This window comes from Citrobacter sp. Cc139, assembly GCF_030334645.1.
GTDB classification, from domain to species: domain Bacteria; phylum Pseudomonadota; class Gammaproteobacteria; order Enterobacterales; family Enterobacteriaceae; genus Citrobacter; species Citrobacter werkmanii.
Map to the genome: position 1 here is coordinate 34,905 of NZ_JAOWDM010000059.1, position 20,422 is coordinate 55,326.

16 protein-coding genes and 1 pseudogene are annotated in these 20,422 nt (G+C 54.1%); 10 read left to right on the forward strand and 7 right to left on the reverse strand.

Features of this window, described 5'->3' with window-relative positions:
* A complete protein-coding gene (gene zapG / locus OGV69_RS02825; protein ID WP_003025147.1) occupies positions 1 to 399 on the reverse strand; it encodes a Z-ring associated protein ZapG in 399 nt (132 codons plus the stop codon).
* 192 nt (positions 400 to 591) lie between these two features.
* Between zapG and zapE the strand changes: the two genes are divergently transcribed.
* The 5 genes from zapE (at position 592) to sspB (ending at position 4,235) form a co-directional block, all read left to right on the forward strand.
* On the forward strand, positions 592 to 1,719 hold the full coding sequence (zapE, locus tag OGV69_RS02830; RefSeq protein WP_038634326.1) for a cell division protein ZapE: 1,128 nt from the start codon (positions 592 to 594) through the stop codon (positions 1,717 to 1,719).
* 215 nt (positions 1,720 to 1,934) lie between these two features.
* The gene (gene rplM, locus OGV69_RS02835; protein ID WP_003025141.1) at positions 1,935 to 2,363 is read left to right on the forward strand and encodes a 50S ribosomal protein L13; all 429 of its coding nucleotides are present in this window, start codon (positions 1,935 to 1,937) and stop codon (positions 2,361 to 2,363) included.
* A gap of 15 nt (positions 2,364 to 2,378) precedes the next feature.
* Positions 2,379 to 2,771, forward strand: a complete 393-nt coding sequence (gene rpsI, locus OGV69_RS02840) for a 30S ribosomal protein S9 (protein WP_000829815.1) — start codon at positions 2,379 to 2,381, stop codon at positions 2,769 to 2,771.
* A 316-nt stretch (positions 2,772 to 3,087) separates the two neighbouring features.
* Positions 3,088 to 3,726 (forward strand): stringent starvation protein SspA, encoded by a 639-nt coding sequence (sspA, locus tag OGV69_RS02845; RefSeq protein WP_003025132.1) that lies wholly within the window; start codon positions 3,088 to 3,090, stop codon positions 3,724 to 3,726.
* A 5-nt stretch (positions 3,727 to 3,731) separates the two neighbouring features.
* A complete protein-coding gene (gene sspB / locus OGV69_RS02850) occupies positions 3,732 to 4,235 on the forward strand; it encodes a ClpXP protease specificity-enhancing factor (protein WP_038634317.1) in 504 nt (167 codons plus the stop codon).
* A gap of 56 nt (positions 4,236 to 4,291) precedes the next feature.
* Here the strand turns inward: sspB and dcuC are convergent, their stop codons facing one another.
* Positions 4,292 to 5,659, reverse strand: a complete 1,368-nt coding sequence (gene dcuC, locus OGV69_RS02855) for an anaerobic C4-dicarboxylate transporter DcuC (RefSeq protein WP_069324410.1) — start codon at positions 5,657 to 5,659, stop codon at positions 4,292 to 4,294.
* Positions 5,660 to 6,012: 353 nt separating this feature from the next.
* Between dcuC and nanR the strand changes: the two genes are divergently transcribed.
* The 5 genes from nanR to nanQ all read left to right on the forward strand — a co-directional run bounded on the left by nanR (position 6,013) and on the right by nanQ (position 11,003).
* Positions 6,013 to 6,804 (forward strand): transcriptional regulator NanR, encoded by a 792-nt coding sequence (gene nanR / locus OGV69_RS02860; protein WP_038634311.1) that lies wholly within the window; start codon positions 6,013 to 6,015, stop codon positions 6,802 to 6,804.
* A gap of 259 nt (positions 6,805 to 7,063) precedes the next feature.
* Positions 7,064 to 7,957: an N-acetylneuraminate lyase gene (nanA, locus tag OGV69_RS02865; RefSeq protein WP_069324409.1), complete on the forward strand. Its 894-nt coding sequence runs from the start codon at positions 7,064 to 7,066 to the stop codon at positions 7,955 to 7,957.
* Positions 7,958 to 8,066: 109 nt separating this feature from the next.
* Positions 8,067 to 9,557: a sialic acid transporter NanT gene (nanT, locus tag OGV69_RS02870; protein WP_038634306.1), complete on the forward strand. Its 1,491-nt coding sequence runs from the start codon at positions 8,067 to 8,069 to the stop codon at positions 9,555 to 9,557.
* A gap of 106 nt (positions 9,558 to 9,663) precedes the next feature.
* Positions 9,664 to 10,533 (forward strand): N-acetylmannosamine kinase, encoded by an 870-nt coding sequence (gene nanK / locus OGV69_RS02875; RefSeq protein ID WP_227409095.1) that lies wholly within the window; start codon positions 9,664 to 9,666, stop codon positions 10,531 to 10,533.
* 2 nt (positions 10,534 to 10,535) lie between these two features.
* Positions 10,536 to 11,003, forward strand: coding sequence for an N-acetylneuraminate anomerase (gene nanQ, locus OGV69_RS02880; RefSeq protein ID WP_069324428.1), 468 nt, complete (start codon positions 10,536 to 10,538; stop codon positions 11,001 to 11,003).
* A gap of 60 nt (positions 11,004 to 11,063) precedes the next feature.
* Here nanQ and OGV69_RS02885 read toward each other — a convergent pair whose 3' ends face one another.
* From OGV69_RS02885 to gltB, 5 genes and pseudogenes are all read right to left on the reverse strand, one after another.
* On the reverse strand, positions 11,064 to 12,344 hold the full coding sequence (locus OGV69_RS02885) for a cytosine deaminase (RefSeq protein ID WP_069324407.1): 1,281 nt from the start codon (positions 12,342 to 12,344) through the stop codon (positions 11,064 to 11,066).
* Entirely contained in the window at positions 12,331 to 13,584 is a 1,254-nt protein-coding gene (codB, locus tag OGV69_RS02890; protein WP_038634298.1) for a cytosine permease, read from the reverse strand. Before codB ends, OGV69_RS02885 begins: the two co-directional genes overlap by 14 nt.
* Positions 13,585 to 13,700: 116 nt before the next feature.
* A pseudogene (locus OGV69_RS02895) lies at positions 13,701 to 13,787 on the reverse strand (hypothetical protein); the annotation flags it as partial.
* 82 nt (positions 13,788 to 13,869) lie between these two features.
* Positions 13,870 to 15,288, reverse strand: a complete 1,419-nt coding sequence (locus tag OGV69_RS02900) for a glutamate synthase small subunit (RefSeq protein ID WP_038634296.1) — start codon at positions 15,286 to 15,288, stop codon at positions 13,870 to 13,872.
* A 12-nt stretch (positions 15,289 to 15,300) separates the two neighbouring features.
* Positions 15,301 to 19,761 carry a glutamate synthase large subunit gene (gltB, locus tag OGV69_RS02905; protein ID WP_286469074.1) on the reverse strand — a complete coding sequence of 1,487 codons (4,461 nt, stop codon included), beginning with the start codon at positions 19,759 to 19,761 and terminating at the stop codon, positions 15,301 to 15,303.
* Positions 19,762 to 20,422 lie beyond the last annotated feature (661 nt).

Genomic DNA, 20,422 nt, shown 5'->3' on the forward strand with positions numbered 1-20,422 from the left:
TTAGTCGCGCTTTGCGCCACTACGCAGCAGGCCGGAGGCCCCTTCAGAATAGTCACGCGGCATCTGAACCGGCGCCTGATCGTTGCCAGCTTCGGACTCTGCCAGACGATTACGGAACGGGTTGTTTTCCGGCGACATACCTGGCAGCAGGTTGCTCGAGCTTTTCGCCATATGCTGGTAGATCTGACGATAATCGTCCGCCATGTTATCCAGCAATTCAGCGCTGCGGGCAAAGTGGCTCACCAGCTCTTCGCGGTACTCTTCCAGCTCAGCTTTATTTTTTTCCAGTTCGTACTGCAATGCCTGCTGTTGGCGTAATTTACGATTACCAAAACGCATGGCTACAGCACCAATAATGATACCGACGACTAACCCAATTAGCGCATATTCCCAGGTCATGAACATCTCCCGTTGTCTTGTGTTTCCGTAGGGTGTTGGCTTTAGGCTCCATGCCTGCGCCTGATTATGCCACTATAACCGCTAATCCCGTAGAAGTGGAATCCCGTGTTTATATCACGTAATGTAGAACGGCCTTTTTTTCGTCAACCGTGAGCGACGGCACATCGATTCTCAAGGAATAACAATAACATCATGCAAAGCCTTTCCCCGACATCGCGTTACCAGCAAGCCCTTAAAGAGGGCACTCATCAGCCCGACAGCGTACAACAAGAAGCCGTGAATCGACTGGAAACCATTTTCCAGGCGCTAACGACGCCAGCTCGACCTGCGCCGCAGGAGAGTGGTCTGATGGCACGGTTTGGCAAATTGCTGGGCAAGCGTGAGTCGCCGACCAACCCGCCGGTGCGTGGTTTGTATATGTGGGGCGGAGTCGGACGTGGAAAGACCTGGCTGATGGATCTGTTCTACCATAGTCTGCCGGGGGGGCGTAAACAGCGTTTGCACTTTCACCGTTTTATGCTGCGCGTCCATGAAGAGCTTACCGCCCTGCAGGGGCATAGCGATCCGCTGGAAATCATTGCCGACCGCTTTAAGGCCGAAACGGACGTGCTGTGCTTTGACGAATTTTTTGTTTCTGATATCACCGACGCCATGCTGCTTGGCGGTTTAATGAAGGCGCTGTTTGCCCGAGGCATCACGTTGGTGGCGACCTCCAATATTCCGCCTGACGAACTGTATCGTAACGGTTTGCAACGCACGCGTTTTCTTCCTGCCATTGATGCCATCAAGCAGCATTGTGACATTATGAATGTCGATGCCGGCGTCGATTATCGTCTGCGCACCTTAACGCAGGCGCATTTGTGGTTGTCGCCACTGAATGATGAAACCCGCCAGCAGATGGATAAGCTGTGGCTGGCATTAGCGGGAACCAAAGGTGAACATGCGCCGACGCTGGAGATTAACCATCGTCCGATGCAGACGCTGGCCGTCGAAAACCAAACGCTGGCGGTGTCATTCACCACGCTCTGCGTCGATGCTCGCAGTCAGCATGACTATATTGCGCTGTCGCGTCTGTTTCACACGGTGCTGTTGTTCGATGTGCCGGTCATGACGATGCTGATGGAAAGCGAAGCGCGGCGCTTTATCGCGCTGGTGGATGAGTTCTACGAACGCCACGTCAAGCTGGTGGTGAGTGCGGCATCTCCCTTATATGAGATCTACCAGGGCGAACGTCTGAAGTTTGAATTTCAGCGTTGTTTGTCGCGTTTGCAGGAGATGCAAAGCGAGGAGTACCTGAAGCGGGAACATTTAGCCGGTTAAACCTGCCGCAAATCACATAAAGGGGTCGATCTTTGACCCTGACTTCTCTATAATCTTGCGACCCCACGTTACAAGAGAGTTTTTTCCCAAAACTTTCTCGCCGGCATAGGCTATTCGAAGGGGTAGGTTTGCCGGACTTTGTCGTGTGAACCTCAACTGACTAAAACGTTTGGGTGAACACCTACGTGTAACTTATTTATTTGGGTAAGCTTTTAATGAAAACTTTTACAGCTAAACCAGAAACCGTAAAACGCGACTGGTATGTTGTTGACGCGACCGGTAAGACTCTGGGTCGTCTGGCTTCCGAACTGGCTCTGCGCCTGCGCGGTAAGCACAAAGCGGAATACACTCCGCACGTAGATACCGGTGATTACATCATCGTTCTGAACGCTGACAAAGTTGCTGTAACTGGCAACAAGCGTACTGACAAAGTGTACTATCACCACACCGGCCACATCGGTGGTATCAAGCAAGCGACCTTTGAAGAGATGATCGCTCGTCGTCCTGAGCGTGTGCTTGAAATCGCGGTTAAAGGCATGCTGCCAAAAGGCCCTCTGGGTCGTGCTATGTTCCGTAAACTGAAAGTTTACGCTGGCAACGAGCACAACCACGCGGCACAGCAACCGCAAGTTCTTGACATCTAATCGGGATTATAGGCAATGGCTGAAAATCAATACTACGGCACTGGTCGCCGCAAAAGTTCCGCAGCTCGCGTTTTCATCAAACCGGGCAACGGTAAAATCGTAATCAACCAACGTTCTCTGGAACAGTACTTCGGTCGTGAAACTGCCCGCATGGTAGTTCGTCAGCCGCTGGAACTGGTCGACATGGTTGAGAAACTGGATCTGTACATCACTGTTAAAGGTGGTGGTATCTCTGGTCAGGCTGGTGCGATCCGTCACGGTATCACCCGCGCTCTGATGGAGTACGACGAATCCCTGCGTGGCGAACTGCGTAAAGCTGGCTTCGTTACCCGTGATGCTCGTCAGGTTGAACGTAAGAAAGTCGGTCTGCGTAAAGCACGTCGTCGTCCGCAGTTCTCCAAACGTTAATTGCTTTCTGCTTTGGCAGACAACAATTTGCGAAAAAACCCGCTTCGGCGGGTTTTTTTATCACTATTTCTCTCCCTTGAACCACGGTAATCCGCTGATTGCCACCTCTTTTTTCCCATTTCAAGAATCGACTCACCACAAAGGTCACAAAATCTGGTAAACTATCATCCAATTTTCTGCCCAAATGTCAGGTATCGCTCATTTTTTGTTTGTATTTTAAACAGTAATGGCTTTCCTGAGTCTGGGTGACATCACTTCTGGCTGGTCACTGAGTGGCTGGTAGCAGTAAAAATTCTGAATATACCTGGAGGTTTTCATGGCTGTCGCTGCCAACAAACGTTCGGTAATGACGCTGTTTTCTGGTCCTACTGACATCTATAGCCATCAGGTCCGCATCGTGCTGGCTGAAAAAGGTGTTAGTTTCGAGATTGAGCACGTGGAGAAGGACAATCCACCTCAGGATCTGATCGACCTCAACCCGAATCAGAGCGTACCGACACTGGTGGATCGTGAGCTGACCCTGTGGGAATCTCGCATCATTATGGAATACCTGGATGAGCGCTTCCCGCATCCGCCGCTGATGCCGGTTTACCCGGTTGCGCGTGGTGAAAGCCGCCTGTACATGCAGCGTATCGAAAAAGACTGGTACACGCTGATGAACGTCATCGTGAACGGTTCCGCTTCTGAAGCCGAGGTCGCGCGTAAGCGTCTGCGCGAAGAGCTGCTGGCAATTGCGCCAGTATTCGGTCAGAAACCTTACTTCCTGAGCGATGAGTTCAGCCTGGTAGACTGCTACCTGGCGCCGCTGCTGTGGCGTTTACCGCAGTTGGGTATTGAATTCAACGGTGCCGGTTCGAAAGAACTGAAAGGTTATATGACTCGCGTCTTTGAACGTGATTCTTTCCTGGCTTCTCTGACTGAGCCTGAACGTGAAATGCGTCTGGGCCGGGGTTAACCTGTATGGATTTGCCACAGCTAACACCACGCCGTCCGTATCTGCTGCGCGCATTCTATGAGTGGTTGTTAGACAACCAGCTCACGCCGCATCTGGTGGTGGATGTGACGCTCCAGGACGTGCAGGTTCCGATGGAATACGCACGTGACGGGCAAATAGTTCTGAATATTGCACCGCGCGCGGTGGGGAACCTGGAACTGGCAAACGACGAAGTACGCTTTAACGCGCGCTTCGGTGGTGTGCCGCGTCAGGTTTCCGTCCCGCTGGCTGCGGTTCTGGCTATTTATGCTCGTGAAAACGGCGCCGGTACGATGTTTGAACCGGAAGCCGCCTACGACGAAGATGTCGCCAGCTTAAATGATGACGACAACGAAGCGTCTGGTTTTGAGAGTGAAACGGTCATGTCGGTCATTGATGGCGATAAGCCTGACAACAGCGACGACAACGATCCGGATGACACTCCGCCGCCGCCTCGCGGCGGGCGCCCAGCGCTACGCGTTGTGAAATAAATAGTGAAATAAAAAAACAGGCCCTTTCGGGCCTGTTCTGTTTTCTGGCTCCGCAATCAATAAAACAGCGCGATGGTGACTATCATATTCACCACAAACCCCACTGCCATCGGAATAGCGGTGCGCTTTACCACCTCAAAGGGCGATACGCCGGCAATCCCTGAAGTTACGACAATCACCGCGGTAATGGGTGATACCGCGCGGGCCAGCGTAGTGGCAAAGTGCATCGGCATAATCATCACTACTGCCGGAATATGCAGCCCGGCGGCAATATCCGGGATCAGGCTGGCAAAAGACATAAACGGTGCGTTGCCTGATCCCATGACGATCGCGCAGGCGGCGATGACCACGGCCATGATGATCATCACGCCGATGCCGCCAAGGCCGGAGTGTTCCGCGCCTTTAATCACGGCGTCCACTGTGCCGATAGTCGTCAACCCTTTGGCAAAGATCTCACCGGCGACCACCAGCGTGACAACGTTGGCAAACTGCGTCCCCATGCCGTCAAAAAAAGCCTGCACATCATCCATTGTTTCGCGCAGATTATGTTTATGCAGGAATTCGACAAACATGGTCAGCGTCATGCTCATGAGCATCACCACCACCAGATTCAGCTCTGCCTGCATTAATCCCATATGTGCCAGCAACAGTGAACCCAGCATCAGGATCAGCGGCATCACCGGTAAAATGGCATAATACAGCGGGGGCACATCTTCCAGCGTCTTTTGCTCAGCGAACCCGTTGTTTTCCGGTAACGTTTTTTTATCAAATCGGCGCTGTACGAAAAAATGCGCAATGGCGACAGCGACAATAACGCATGAGGCGACGGGGAGCTGATAATGGAAGAAGTAGGTGGCGATTTTCATGCCCGCGACCTGCGCGGCAAAAATAGAGTTAGTTTCCAGAATGCCCCATTCAATCGACATCGAAGTAGCAATGACCGCAACCGCGGATAATCGACTCACGCCAAGACTGACCAGCGTTGGGAAAAGCGTCACCATCAGCAGCATGCCTAACCCGGAAGCGCTGGTAATGAACTGCGCCATGATCTGACCAATCACATAGGTGGCGGCCAGCACGACATAGGGGGAACGGATTAGCTTCAGCGGTCGGCTTAACAGGCTAACCATCGCTCTGCTGGCCCCCATTCTGTCCATATAACGGGCATAACCGCCCACCGCCATGATAGATAACCCCAGCCCTGCCGCCCGATTTGAGAGCATACGCAGAATTTCGTTGTAAATATCGACCAGGAGATAGCCGCTACTTTTATCGTCAGCGACCAGCATGCCGTAACCCAGCCAGACGCCGCAGATCATCAGGAAGATCCCGGCTGCGGCCAGCACGACCTGGGGTTTGTAGTTTTTGAGGATCAAGTAACCCATCGTTAATAAAACGATGACAGAGATAATAATGCCGAACATTGTTTCACTCCATGCCAGGGAAGATGATAAATCCGGTAATAATGCTGTTGTCAAAATGGATGTTATATTTTTCTGGGCACTTTTTATGGAGTGGGTATCTTATTTTTAATGCAATGGTTAATTTATTTTTTGTTATAAAATAGTGGGTTATGATAAATTATCACGTTCATATTCATAAATTTCACGAAGCTGATATGGTCTTGTTTAATTAAAGATAATTAGCATGTTTAAGCGAAATATAATATTAAATATATTATTCATAAGCCAGACTGTCTGGATGACCATCATTTCACCCTGCTTTCGATCCTGTGTTAGGATAAACCCGCTGTTGTTTGTCACCACGACTTAGCTGAATGGACCCTATGAACGCATTTGATTCGCAAGCTGAAGACTCTCCATCCACCATTGGCCGTAGCTTACGCAATCGCCCGCTGGCGCGTAAAAAACTGTCTGAGATGGTTGAAGAAGAACTGGAGCAGATGATCCGTCGTCGGGAATTTGGCGAGGGGGAACAACTGCCGTCTGAGCGGGAGCTGATGGCCTTCTTTAACGTGGGCCGTCCTTCTGTACGAGAAGCGCTGGCAGCGTTAAAACGCAAAGGCCTGGTACAAATCAACAACGGCGAGCGCGCCCGCGTTTCGCGTCCTTCGGCTGATACCATTATCAGCGAGCTCTCCGGTATGGCCAAAGATTTCCTCGCGCATCCCGGCGGCATAGCCCACTTCGAGCAGTTGCGACTGTTCTTTGAATCCAGCCTGGTACGATATGCCGCAGAACATGCTACTGACGAGCAAATCGACAGACTGGCGAAAGCACTGGAGATCAACAGCCAGTCGCTGGATGACAATACGCTGTTCATTCGCTCGGACGTTGATTTTCACCGCGTGCTGGCGGAGATTCCGGGCAATCCCATCTTTATGGCTATCCATGTTGCGCTGTTAGACTGGCTGATTGCTGCCCGCCCAACCGTTGCCGATCAAGAGTTGTATGAGCACAACAACGTGAGTTATCAGCAGCATATCGCCATTGTCGATGCAATTCGCCAGCGCGATCCTGAAGAAGCTGACCGCGCACTGCAAGAACACCTCAACAGCGTTTCCGCAACCTGGCACGCCTTCAGCAAAAATAAAAAATTGCGTAAGTGATCGCGATCCTGACGATCGTTTAAACTCAAAATCATTCAAGTTGCATCAAGGCGGCAAGAGAGCGAGTCCCCTGGAGCATAGATAACTATGTGACCGGGGGGAGCGAACGCAGCCAACGCAGAGGCGGCTCGAAGGATGAAGAGTTTAGTGAAGCAGATCGCACTATAAGCGTTCTGTATTGTATTGCTGCTTATTTGATCTGGTATAACAGGTATAAAGGTATGCAGTCAGATAACACTAATCATCGACAGAGGTAGTTATGGCAAGAGATCTAAAAGGCGTAATGCCAGCGTTGTTAACCCCATTCGATAACCAACAGCGGCTGGATGTTGAGAGCCTGCGCCGGCTGGTGCGTTTCAACATTGGCCAGGGTATTGATGGGCTCTATGTCGGTGGCTCTACGGGCGAGGCCTTTGTCCAAAATCGCGTTGAAAGAGAGCAGGTGCTGGAAATTGTTGCCGAAGAAGCGAAAGGCAAGGTGACGCTTATCGCCCACGTTGGCACGGTGAGCACCGAAGAGAGCCAGCAGCTGGCGAGCGCCGCGTATCGCTACGGCTTTGATGCGGTTTCAGCCGTCACGCCGTTTTACTATCCGTTCAGCTTCGAAGAGCACTGCGATCATTACCGCGCAATTATTGATTCAGCGAATGGATTGCCGATGGTGGTCTATAACATCCCGGCGCTGAGCGGCGTAAAACTGACGCTGGATCAGATCAACACGCTGGTGACGCTACCTGGCGTTGGCGCGCTGAAGCAAACTTCCGGCGATCTCTATCAGATGGAACAGATCCGCCGCGCTCATCCCGATCTGGTGCTTTATAACGGTTATGACGAGATTTTCGCTTCTGGTTTGCTGGCGGGCGCAGATGGCGGTATCGGTAGCACTTACAACATCATGGGATGGCGTTATCAGGGAATTGTGAAAGCGCTCAAAGAAGGCGATATCCGGACGGCACAAAAGCTGCAAACTGAGTGCAATAAGGTTATCGATCTGCTCATTAAGGTTGGCGTGTTCCGTGGCCTGAAAACGGTACTGCACTATATGGACGTGGTTTCTGTTCCGCTGTGTCGTAAGCCGTTTGCCCCGGTAGATGAACGCTATCTGCCGGAACTGAAAACGCTGGCTAACCAACTGCTGGCTGAAAAGGCGTAATCGCGGGTCGCCGGGGACGCTTCGCTCGCCCGGCCTGGATTTTCGACCGTAGGCCGGATAAGGCAAAGCCGCTATCCGGCACAACAACAAAAATCGTCGGGAGAGTAAAATGAGTACTTCTACCCAGAGCATCCCGTGGTATCGCCATCTCAATCGGGCGCAATGGCGGGCATTTTCCGCCGCCTGGCTGGGATATTTACTTGATGGTTTTGATTTTGTGTTAATCGCCCTTGTGCTGACGGAAGTACAAGGCGAATTCGGTCTGACGACGGTGCAGGCTGCCAGTTTGATCTCAGCCGCCTTTATCTCCCGCTGGTTTGGCGGGTTAATGTTGGGGGCCATGGGCGACCGTTACGGACGCCGCCTGGCGATGGTTACCAGCATCATACTGTTCTCTGTGGGGACGCTGGCTTGCGGCTTCGCGCCGGGTTACACCACCATGTTTATCGCCCGCCTGGTGATTGGGATGGGGATGGCCGGCGAGTACGGTTCCAGCGCCACCTATGTCATTGAAAGCTGGCCTAAACACCTGCGTAACAAAGCCAGTGGTTTCCTGATCTCCGGCTTCTCCGTTGGTGCCGTGGTCGCCGCCCAGGTTTACAGCCTGGTGGTCCCGGTCTGGGGATGGCGCGCGCTGTTTTTTATCGGCATTCTGCCGATTATCTTCGCCCTCTGGCTGCGTAAAAATATTCCGGAAGCGGAAGACTGGAAAGAGAAACACGAAGGCAAAGCGCCGGTGCGTACGATGGTGGACATTCTCTACCGGGGCGAACATCGGGTTATCAATATTCTGATGACTCTCGCCGCCGCAACCGCGCTGTGGTTCTGCTTTGCGGGCAATTTGCAAAATGCGGCTATCGTGGCGATTCTCGGACTGATATGCGCATTTATCTTCATTAGCTTTATGGTGCAAAGCAGCGGTAAGCGTTGGCCCACGGGCGTCATGCTGATGGTCGTCGTGCTGTTCGCTTTCCTTTACTCGTGGCCGATTCAGGCGCTGCTGCCCACGTATCTGAAAACCGAACTCATGTATGACCCCTCAACGGTTGCCAGAGTGCTCTTCTTTAGCGGCTTTGGCGCGGCGGTTGGTTGTTGCGTCGGTGGGTTTCTTGGCGACTGGCTGGGCACCCGTAAAGCCTATGTCTGCAGTCTTTTGGCCTCGCAGTTGCTGATTATTCCAGTGTTTGCGATCGGTGGTTCAAACGTCTGGGTACTCGGTTTGCTGCTGTTTTTCCAGCAAATGCTCGGTCAGGGGATCTCCGGGATCTTACCGAAATTAATTGGCGGCTATTTCGATACCGACCAGCGTGCTGCGGGTCTGGGCTTCACCTACAACGTTGGGGCGCTGGGCGGGGCACTGGCGCCGATCATCGGCGCGCTGATTGCACAACGTCTGGATCTGGGTACTGCGCTGGGATCGCTCTCCTTCGGCCTGACATTTGTGGTGATCCTGCTGATTGGTCTCGATATGCCGTCCCGCGTACAGCGCTGGCTGCGCCCTGAGGCGTTACGCACGCATGATGCCATCGATGGTCGGCCATTTAGCGGGGCCGTGCCGTTCGGCGGTGACAAAAGCACCATGGTGAAATCCAAAAGTTAATCGGGTTGCCCGGCGCTAAACCGGGCAACTAGCGAAAGGGAAGAACGATGTCGTTATTTGAGCAGTGGGATAAAAAGCTTATCACCGCGATGCAGAAGGCTGCGTCATGACTACGCTGGCGATTGATATTGGCGGCACCAAACTGGCTGCCGCGCTGGTGGACAGCAGTCTGCAAATCCGCGAACGGCGTGAATTGCCAACGCCTGCCAGCAAAACGCCGGATGCGCTGCGCGCCGCGTTACAGGCACTGATTGCGCCACTACAAGAGCAGGCGAAGTGGGTGGCGATCGCCTCGACGGGGATTATCCATGAGGGTTCTTTGCTGGCGCTGAATCCGCATAACCTCGGCGGGTTGCTGCATTTTCCGCTGCGGCAAACGCTAAACGATCTCACCGGTTTGCCGACGCTGGCGGTCAATGATGCGCAGGCCGCGGCGTGGGCTGAGTATCATGCGCTTGGCGGCAAGTATCGCGATATGGTGTTCATTACTGTTTCCACCGGCGTGGGCGGCGGGGTAGTGAGTGCTGGGAAACTGCTGACCGGAGTCGGCGGTCTGGCCGGGCATCTGGGACATACGCTGGCCGATCCGCATGGACCCGTGTGTGGCTGCGGGCGTGTGGGCTGCGTTGAAGCGATCGCATCTGGTCGTGGGATCGCGGCGGCTGCCGAAGGCGCGCTTGCCGGATGCGACGCCAAAACTATTTTTAGCCGTGCCGGGCAGGGTGATGAGCAGGCAAGCCAGTTGATCCATCGCTCAGCGCGAACATTGGCAAGGCTTGTCGCCGATGTGAAGGCCACGACCGATTGCCAGTGCGTGGTCATTGGCGGCAGCGTTGGGCTGGCTGAAGGGTATCTGGCGCTGGTGGAACATTATCTGGCACAAGAGCCTGCGGCCTATCACGTGGAATTACTGGCAGCGCATTACCGTCATGACGCTGGATTATTGGGGGCTGCGCTGTTGGCCCGGGGAGAATAATGATGATGACCGATGAGCTGCGTTCACTGCCTTCTTCCGGATTACATCCGGTATTGCAGGAAGCGCTAACGCTGGCCGTTGCGGCAAGGCCGCAGGAGAAAGTACCAGGATGTTATGAGCTGCAGGGCGATAATATTTTTATGAACGTCATGCAGTTCGTCACGCAGAGCCCGGAGCAAAAGAAAGCGGAGCTGCATCAGCAGTACATTGACATTCAGGTGCTGTTGTCCGGTGAAGAACGCATTCTGTTCGGGATGACCGATTCTGCTCGCCAGTGCGAAGAGATACATGCTGAGGACGATTATCAACTGTGCAATCACATTGCCGATGAGCAGGCGCTCACCTTAAAGCCGGGAAGATTCGCAATTTTTATGCCGGGTGAACCGCATAAACCGGGTTGTGTAGTGGGGGACCCAGGGGAAATCAAAAAAGTCGTGATTAAGGTGCGCGCCAGCTTGTTACACGCCTGACGATGAGAGAGACGGTGTCGGATGACAAGGTTGGCGCCATCCGACACGGGATATAACAATTTAGCGCTTAAACGTCACCGCTTCCGGCTGCGTCAAGTGCAGCGTGGTCTGGCTGGGGACCGTCTCGGCAATGACTCGCCCGTGACGAATAGAATACCGCGCAGGCGTCTGGCGACGAACCGCGTCAAATCCATTTTCAGCCGGTAAAATCACCAGATTCGCCGAGTTCCCCACGCTCAGGCCATAGTCCTGCAGGTGCAGCGTTTTCGCGCTGTGGGTAGTGATCAGATTCAGTCCATCATTTATCTGTCCGTATCCCATCAGCTGGCACACGTGTAACCCCATATGCAGCACCTGTAACATATTTGCCGTGCCTAATGGATACCACGGATCGAAGACGTCATCATGACCGAAGCAGACGTTGATCTCCGCTTCCAGCATCTCTTTGACGCGCGTGACGCCGCGGCGTTTAGGATAAGTGTCAAAGCGTCCTTGCAGGTGAATATTCACCAGTGGATTGGCGACAAAGTTAATACCGGACATTTTCAACAGGCGGAAAAGACGGGAAGCATATGCGCCGTTATAGGAGTGCATTGCCGTGGTATGACTGGCAGTCACGCGCTCGCCCATATTGTAGCGATGCGCCAGCGCTGCGACGGTCTCAACAAAGCGTGATTGCTCATCGTCAATTTCGTCGCAGTGCACATCGATAAGTCGGTCGTATTTTTGCGCCAGGGCGAAGATTTTGTGCAGCGACTCCACGCCATATTCACGCGTAAATTCAAAGTGAGGAATCGCGCCGATGACATCGGCCCCCAAACGCACGGCTTCCTCTAACAGCGCTTCACCGTTGGGATAAGACAGAATACCTTCTTGCGGGAATGCGACAATTTGCAGCTCTACCCACGGCGCGACCTCTTGCTTCACCTCCAGCATGGCTTTCAAAGCCGTTAGCGTAGGATCGGATACGTCAACGTGGGTACGGACATACTGGATGCCATTCGCTATCTGCCATTTCAGGGTTTGCATCGCGCGCGCTTTTACGTCTTCGTGAGTCAGCATTGCCTTACGCTCGGCCCAGCGTTCAATACCCTCAAACAGCGTACCAGACTGGTTCCAGCTCGGCTCACCCGCGGTTTGCGTGGTATCCAGATGAATATGTGGCTCAACGAACGGTGGGATTGCCAGACCGCCTTCGGCATCAAGCACTTCGCCTTGCAGTAACGCAGCCGCGTCCTGAGGCTCAATCCGGCTGAAGCGCCCGTTTTCAATCGTGAGCTGCCATAATCCTTCGCGTCCCTGTAAACGCGCCTGACGGATGGTTATGTTATTGTTCTGCATGGCTGACCTCTGGTGATTGAGCAAGGCTGCGATTGAAAAGTGGATTCAGCAGGATATAGCTGAATACGCCGCCGAGTACGGCGTTGACTGGCACAATACCGGGAATATAGTGACCGGCGGCGATGCCCAGCGCAACGGACAAAATAGCTATCCAGTTGACGGTCATAAATCGTGCTTTGCTGAAATCGGCATATCGGCGATGGTTCAGCAGATAGTCGGCGATAATCACCCCGCCAATCGGCGGAATCGCTGCCGACAGAAATGTTAGCCAGCCAACAAAGTTATTGTAAAGCCACAGCGCGCACAGTGTGCCGATAATGCCGTTAGCCACCGACAGCGTACGGCTGGAAAGGCCGGTAATATTGGCAAATCCCAGACCCGATGCGTACAGCGCATTGTCATTAGTGGTCCAGATATTCAGGCCGAGCACCACAATTGCTGGTAGCAGCAGGCCCTGGGCTATCATCACGTCAGAAATATCTGCTTGTCCGACTGCAGCAGCGCCCGCCGCACCGAAGATAAACATCAACGAGTTGCCAAGGAAAAAAGCGACCATGGCAATCAGCACCGCGCCTTTGGCATTGCGGCCAAAGCGAACGAAGTCAGCAGTTAACGTCCCGGCGCTGACAAACGAGCCTACCACCAGCGCCAGAGCGGTGGAGAAATTAAGCGGCGTTTGCGGCGCAATCGCTTTTAAATGGTCTAAACCGCCGACATCGCTCACCGCAAGCCAGACGGAGTAGCTGCCAAGAATGACGATGGCGGGCACAGCGATGATAGATAAAATGGTCAGTGCCGAGATGCCAAAAAAGATAGTCATCGTCATCAGCAGACCGGAAACCGCAATCAGGATATTGACGTCAATCCCCGTCGCTTTGCCAACCGGGATGGCAAACATGGCTACACCCACGCCAAACCAGCCTACCTGGGTGCCGCCTAATAGCAGTGAAGGAAGCCAGGAACCTTTCACGCCAAATGAGTAACGAGCAAGGAGGTGGGTGGAGAGTCCGGTTTTTGCGCCGATGAAACCGAGAAATGCAGTGTAAATACCGAGGAGAAGATTACCGAAGAGAACTGCGAGGAAGAAATCATTATAAGAAAGACCGGTACCGAGTGTGCCACCGGTCCACATACTGGCGGAAAAAAATGTGAGCCCCAACATAACAAACGTTAGTGGTATCACGCCTTTCCGCGCCGCCAGAGGGACGGGGCCCTGGCTATAATTGTTGTCCTGCGACACAACGCCTCCATGAATTTTGCCCAAAAAATCCGCCGCATAATATACAGTTCTCAGAATAAAGCAAACGTTTTCGTGTGATGTTTTCTTGATGATTATTCATGGGGTTAATGGTTTCGCTAATTTTTCTCCGTCGTCAGTGAACCACCGTGTGTGAGTTGAGTTTCCAGCATGGTTTGCGAACGAATAAGTTCGTCTGTGAGTAATACCAGTAAGCTGACCATGTAAGCGGAAAAATATTAGCTCCCCATCCATCAGCGTCAGGCTGTGGCAGGGGAGCCCGAAGAGTTACACTTCCAGATAATTCAGAATCCCGTCAGCCGCTTTACGACCTTCGGCAATCGCGGTGACCACCAGATCAGAACCGCGCACGATATCGCCACCGGCGAAGATTTTCGGGTTGCTGGTCTGAAAGGCGATGTCACTGCGTTCCGGAGCGATAATCCGGCCCTGAGAATCCAGTTCGACGCTGTGTTTTGCCAGCCATTCCATACTGTGCGGACGGAAACCAAACGCCAGTACCACCGCATCCGCCGGTACAACGTGCTCGGAACCGGCGACGATCTCCGCGCGGCGACGACCCTTCGCATCCGGTTCGCCCATTTCGGTACGCGCCATTTTCACGCCGCATACTTTACCGTTGGCATTCACTTCCACGCCTAACGGCTGGACGTTGAACTGGAATTCCACGCCTTCTTCACGCGCGTTTTTCACTTCGCGCTTGGAACCCGGCATGTTCTCTTCGTCGCGGCGATAGGCGCAGATTACATGTGCTGCGTTCTGGCGAACCGAGGTGCGCACGCAGTCCATTGCCGTATCGCCACCGCCGAGAACGACGACGCGTTTGCCTTCCATGCTGATGTACGGCTCGTCGCTGCTTTCGCCAAAGCCCATCAACTGTTTAGTATTGGCGATCAGGAATGGCAGGGCGTCGAATACGCCGGAAGCGTCTTCGTTCTCCAGTCCGCCGCGCATCGACTGATAAGTACCTACGCCAAGGAATACCGCGTCGTAATCTTTCAGCAGGTCGTCGAGCTGGACGTCACGGCCCACTTCCACGTTGAGTTTGAACTCAATACCCATGCCGGTGAAGATTTCCCGGCGGCGGGTCATGACCTCTTTCTCCAGCTTGAAAGCAGGGATGCCGAAGGTCAGCAGACCACCGATCTCCGGATGACGATCAAACACCACTGCCTTCACGCCGTTGCGGGTTAGCACATCAGCGCAGGCCAGACCCGCCGGCCCCGCACCGATAATCGCCACGCGTTTGTCCGTCTGGCGCACACCGGTCATATCCGGGCGCCAGCCCATTTCGAACGCTTTATCGTTGATATAGCGCTCGATGTTACCGATGGTCACCGCGCCGAACTCGTCATTCAGGGTACAGGATCCTTCACACAGACGATCCTGCGGGCAGACGCGGCCGCAAACTTCCGGCAGGGTGTTCGTCTGGTGTGACAGCTCAGCCGCTTCAAAAATACGCCCCTCGTTGGCCAGCTTCAGCCAGTTTGGGATGTAGTTATGCACCGGGCACTTCCACTCGCAGTACGGGTTGCCGCAGGACAGGCAGCGATCCGCCTGCGCTTTCGCCTGGCCTTCAGAAAAAGGTTCGTAGATCTCGATAAACTCGATCTTACGGATCTTCAGCGGTTTCTTAGGCGGATCAACACGCTGCAGGTCGATAAATTGGTATACGTTCTGACTCATTGCTGCTACCCCTTACTGCGCCTGCACACGCAGCTCTGCTGCGCTACGACTACGGTGACCCAACAGTGCTTTCACATCACTGGATTTTGGTTTTACCAGCGCGAATTTCGCTGAGAATGCTGGCCAGTTAGCCAGGATCTCTTCGCCGCGTGAAGAGCCGGTATGTTGTACGTGCTCGGTAATCAGACCGCGCAGGTGTTCCTCATGAATGGCCAGAGAATCAACGTCCAGCACTTCCACCAGTTCCGGGTTCACGCGCTTGCGGAAATCGCCATCTTCATCCAGTACGTAGGCGAATCCGCCCGTCATACCTGCCCCGAAGTTAACGCCCGTTTTGCCGAGAATACAGACGATGCCGCCGGTCATGTATTCGCAGCCGTTGTCGCCGATACCTTCCACCACGGTGATTGCGCCGGAGTTACGCACCGCAAAGCGCTCGCCCGCACGACCTGCCGCAAACAGACGACCACCGGTGGCGCCGTACAGGCAGGTATTACCGATGATGCTCGCTTTATGACTGAGGAATGCGGAACCTATTGGCGGACGAATCGCGATAAGGCCACCCGCCATACCTTTGCCGACATAGTCGTTGGCATCGCCGGTCAGATACAGCTCCACGCCGCCCGCGTTCCACACACCAAAGCTCTGGCCTGCAGTACCGTTGAAGTGCGCTTTAATCGGGTCAGATGCCAGGCCCTGATCGCCGTGGGTTTGGGCAATATAGCCAGACAGCGACGCGCCGACGGAACGGTCGGTGTTGCGGATATCGAACCAGAAGGTTTTGCTCTGGCGCTCGTCGACATACGGTTTTGCCTGTTGCAGTAGCTGTGCGTTCAGCACGCCGTTATCAAACGGCGGGTTGTTCTCGGTGCAGAACAACGCCTTACCAGGATGCGGCTCGGCGGTTTCCAGCAGACGCGACAGCTCCAGCTTCTGCTGTTTGGCGGTAAACCCTTCCAGCTCTTTGAGCAGGTCGGTACGACCAATCAGATCCACCAGACGTTTCACGCCCAGCTCGGCCATCAGCTCGCGCACTTCGCGGGCGATAAATTCAAAGTAGTTGGTCACTTTGAACGGCAGACCGTGATAGTGGTTCTTACGCAGTTTGTCGTCCTGAGTTGCCACGCCGGTTGCGCAGTTATTCAGATGGCAAATACGCAGGTATTTACAGCCCAGCGCGACCATTGGGCCGGTGCCGAAACCAAAGCTTTCCGCGCCAAGAATCGCCGCTTTAATGATATCCACGCCGGTTTTCAGACCGCCATCGACCTGCAGACGAATCTTATGACGCAGACCGTTGGCGACCAACGCCTGCTGGGTTTCCACCAGACCCAGCTCCCATGGGCAGCCCGCATATTTCACAGAGGAGAGCGGGCTTGCGCCGGTGCCGCCGTCGTAGCCGGCGATGGTGATCAGATCCGCATAGGCTTTTGCCACGCCGGTAGCGATGGTGCCGACACCCGGTTCGGACACCAGCTTCACCGAGATCATCGCTTTCGGGTTAACCTGTTTAAGGTCGAAAATCAGCTGCGCTAAGTCCTCGATAGAGTAGATATCGTGGTGCGGCGGCGGGGAGATCAGCGTCACCCCCGGCACCGAATAGCGCAGTTTGGCGATGTACGGGGTAACTTTATCACCCGGCAACTGACCGCCTTCGCCCGGCTTCGCGCCCTGAGCGACTTTAATCTGAATGACGTCGGCGTTGACCAGGTACGCCGGGGTTACGCCAAAGCGACCGGAAGCCACCTGCTTAATACGCGATACCTTGTTGGTGCCATAACGCGCAGGATCTTCGCCGCCTTCGCCGGAGTTAGAGTTACCGCCGATGCTGTTCATCGCTTCCGCCAGCGCCTCATGTGCTTCCGGGCTTAATGCGCCGATAGACATGGCTGCGGTATCAAAGCGTTTAAATAATTCGCTCGCGGGCTCTACCTCGTCAATGCTCACGGCTTCATCGCCAGGCGTAATCGCCAGCAGATCGCGCAGCGTGGCCGCCGGACGCTCATTGACCAGCTTGGCATATTCCTGATAGTCGCTGTATTCGCCGCTTTGTACAGCCTGTTGCAGCGTGCGTACCACGTCCGGGTTGTAAGCGTGGTATTCGCCGCCGTGGACGTACTTCAGCAAACCGCCCTGGCTAATCGGTTTCCGCACCAGCCAGGCATGTTTCGAGAGGTTTAGCAGATCCTGCTGGAAGTCGGTAAAAGCTGCGCCGCTGATGCGGCTGACTACGCCCTGGAAGCATAGCGCCACGACATCATCGTGCAGACCAACGGCTTCAAACAGCTTCGAGCAGCGGTAAGAGGCGATGGTTGAGATGCCCATTTTGGACATGATCTTGTACAGACCTTTGTTGATGCCGTTACGGTAGTTCAGCATCACGGTCCGGTAATCTTTGGCAATCGCCTGAGTGTCGATCAGACGCCCCAGCGTTTCATACGCCAGATACGGATAAATGGCCGTCGCACCGAAGCCGAGCAGCACCGCGAAGTGGTGCGGGTCACGCGCGCTCGCCGTTTCAACGATGATGTTGGCGTCGCAACGCAGGCTTTGTTCTACCAGACGCGTTTGCACTGCGCCCACGGCCATCGGTGCCGGAACCGGCAAGCGGTTTTTCGCGATGTTACGGTCAGAGAGCACCAGCAGTACCGTGCCGTTACGTACCATCTGTTCCGCCTTATCGCACAAGGCTTTGACGGTCTCTTCAAGCGTGGTTTCGGTCACATCAAAGGTGATATCCAGCCGGTCAGCGCGATAATGCTCCTCTTTCATGGTGGTGAGCTGGGTGAAATCGGAGTACAGCAGGATCGGTGATTTAAAGCTCAGACGGTGTGCCTGACCTTCGGCTTCGCAGAAGACGTTCATTTCGCGACCGATGCTGGTGGCCAGCGACATAACGTGCGCTTCACGCAGCGGGTCGATCGGCGGGTTAGTCACCTGCGCGAACTGCTGACGGAAGTAGTCATAAATGATGCGCGGCTGGCTGGACAGCACGGCAAACGGGGTATCGTCACCCATTGAGCCGACCGCTTCCTGGCCGTTTTCACCGAGCACGCGAATGACGGAATCCAGCTCTTCGGCGCTGTAGTTAAACTGTTTCTGGTAGCTGGCGAGGGTATCATCGTCCAGCTCGCGGCTGCCGACCTGATCGTCAGCCAGCTCTTCGAACGGCACCAGGCGGCGAACGTTTTTCTCCATCCACTCTTTGTAGGGGTGGCGGCTTTTCAGGTCATTATCGGTTTCCGCTGAGTGCAGAATGCGGCCGCTGCGGGTGTCGATAACCATCAGCTCGCCAGGGCCGACGCGGCCTTTTTCCACCACTTCATCCGGCTGATAATCCCAGATCCCGACTTCAGAGGCGCAGGTAATCAGCTTGTCTTTGGTGATGACGTAGCGCGCCGGGCGCAGGCCGTTACGATCGAGGTTACAGGCGGCAAAGCGACCGTCGGACATGACGATGCCCGCCGGGCCGTCCCACGGTTCCATGTGCATAGAGTTAAAGTCAAAGAACGCGCGCAGCTCCGGGTCCATATCCGGGTTGTTCTGCCAGGCCGGCGGCACCAGTAAGCGCATGGCGCGGATGATGTCCATCCCGCCCGCCAGCAGCAGCTCCAGCATATTATCCATGGAACTGGAGTCGGAGCCGGTTTCGTTGACGAACGGCGCGGCGTCATGCAGGTCAGGGATCAGTGGCGTCTGGAATTTATAGGTACGGGCGCGCGCCCACTGGCGGTTACCGGTGATGGTGTTGATTTCGCCATTGTGCGCCAGATAGCGGAACGGCTGCGCCAGCGGCCAGCGCGGCACGGTGTTGGTGGAGAAGCGCTGGTGGAACAGGCAGATGGCCGATTCCAGACGCAGGTCCGCGAGGTCCAGGTAAAAGCGCGGCAGATCCGCCGGCATACACAGACCTTTATAAATGTTCACCAGGTTCGACAGGCTACAGACGTAGAAGTCTTTATCTTGCAGGAGGCGTTTTTCAATACGACGGCGGGCGATGAACAGGCGTCGTTCCATATCACGTGGGCGCCAACCCGCAGGGGCGTTAACGAAAATTTGCTCAATACGAGGCAGGGAGGATAGAGCGATTTCACCGAGAACACCTTCGTTGGTCGGCACGTCGCGCCAGCCGACAATCGACAGGGTCTCCTGCTGTAATTCTTCTTCGACTATGCGACGAGAGGCTGCCGCCAGTTCAGCGTCTTTATTTAAAAAGATCATGCCGACGGCGTAATTTTTGGCTAAACGCCAGTCGCGCTCTTGCGCCACGATGCGGAAAAAGCGATCCGGTTTTTGTAACAGCAGACCGCAACCATCGCCGGTTTTTCCATCGGCAAGAATTGCGCCACGGTGCTGCATGCGGGCCAGTGCGTGTATGGCGGTACGCACTACCTTGTGGCTAGGTTCGCCTTCTATGTGGGCGATCAGGCCGAAACCACAGTTATCCCTCTCAAGAGATTTATCGTACAACATATGAGTGAACCTCCCCAGGCTCTGCGGGATTCCCATCTGAACCGTTGCGCACGGGCACACCAAGAGCATGGCGACGGGGTTTGCGTGCATACGCTTACCTCGCATTCGCCCTCTTTATCCTTTTCGCACAGGTCAAACAAGTTTGAGGACTTGCTTCAGAGGGAATCTCAATTACTGCATAAATATGATGAGCAGGCTGCTCATCCAGAAAGCTTCCAGCGGATTTCCACGTTATCGGGAATCCACACACAGGTCAAATGGCAATCTTATTTATGCAAAAATGTGCTATAGGGCAATTAACTTTATGAAATTGCTGAAATAAAAGGGTTTTTTACATAGGTTTAACGTAGGGGGAATGGTCAGGGAAGTGTGATCTGTCTCACTGTCAGAAGGGCTGTATATCCCTCGTCCTGCCTTTGTTTATCAAGATGCTTGGCATTTTATGCTGGTTTTTAAAGTTTTGGCGTCTTAAAGATACTGTTTTTATGCAAAGAGTATAAGAAGATAAAAAAAAGAGTCGAATATAAGGAAAAGTAATTACATTTTTAGTGAATGAAATTTCGATTATTTTGATTTGTTATGCAATAAATAAAGGCTCGCCAGGGCGATTGATCCAGGTCATCGCCGACTGGGGCAAAAAATGGCAGGCTTTGGCCTCTTT

What these genes read in the sequence shown, in the direction of transcription:
- zapG (WP_003025147.1), bottom strand. Translation starts at nt 399, where the DNA reads ATGACCTGGGAATATGCGCTAATTGGGTTAGTCGTCGGTATCATTATT.
- zapE (WP_038634326.1), top strand. Translation starts at nt 592, where the DNA reads ATGCAAAGCCTTTCCCCGACATCGCGTTACCAGCAAGCCCTTAAAGAG.
- rplM (WP_003025141.1), top strand. Translation starts at nt 1,935, where the DNA reads ATGAAAACTTTTACAGCTAAACCAGAAACCGTAAAACGCGACTGGTAT.
- rpsI (WP_000829815.1), top strand. Translation starts at nt 2,379, where the DNA reads ATGGCTGAAAATCAATACTACGGCACTGGTCGCCGCAAAAGTTCCGCA.
- sspA (WP_003025132.1), top strand. Translation starts at nt 3,088, where the DNA reads ATGGCTGTCGCTGCCAACAAACGTTCGGTAATGACGCTGTTTTCTGGT.
- sspB (WP_038634317.1), top strand. Translation starts at nt 3,732, where the DNA reads ATGGATTTGCCACAGCTAACACCACGCCGTCCGTATCTGCTGCGCGCA.
- dcuC (WP_069324410.1), bottom strand. Translation starts at nt 5,659, where the DNA reads ATGTTCGGCATTATTATCTCTGTCATCGTTTTATTAACGATGGGTTAC.
- nanR (WP_038634311.1), top strand. Translation starts at nt 6,013, where the DNA reads ATGGACCCTATGAACGCATTTGATTCGCAAGCTGAAGACTCTCCATCC.
- nanA (WP_069324409.1), top strand. Translation starts at nt 7,064, where the DNA reads ATGGCAAGAGATCTAAAAGGCGTAATGCCAGCGTTGTTAACCCCATTC.
- nanT (WP_038634306.1), top strand. Translation starts at nt 8,067, where the DNA reads ATGAGTACTTCTACCCAGAGCATCCCGTGGTATCGCCATCTCAATCGG.
- nanK (WP_227409095.1), top strand. Translation starts at nt 9,664, where the DNA reads ATGACTACGCTGGCGATTGATATTGGCGGCACCAAACTGGCTGCCGCG.
- nanQ (WP_069324428.1), top strand. Translation starts at nt 10,536, where the DNA reads ATGATGACCGATGAGCTGCGTTCACTGCCTTCTTCCGGATTACATCCG.
- OGV69_RS02885 (WP_069324407.1), bottom strand. Translation starts at nt 12,344, where the DNA reads ATGCAGAACAATAACATAACCATCCGTCAGGCGCGTTTACAGGGACGC.
- OGV69_RS02900 (WP_038634296.1), bottom strand. Translation starts at nt 15,288, where the DNA reads ATGAGTCAGAACGTATACCAATTTATCGACCTGCAGCGTGTTGATCCG.
- gltB (WP_286469074.1), bottom strand. Translation starts at nt 19,761, where the DNA reads ATGTTGTACGATAAATCTCTTGAGAGGGATAACTGTGGTTTCGGCCTG.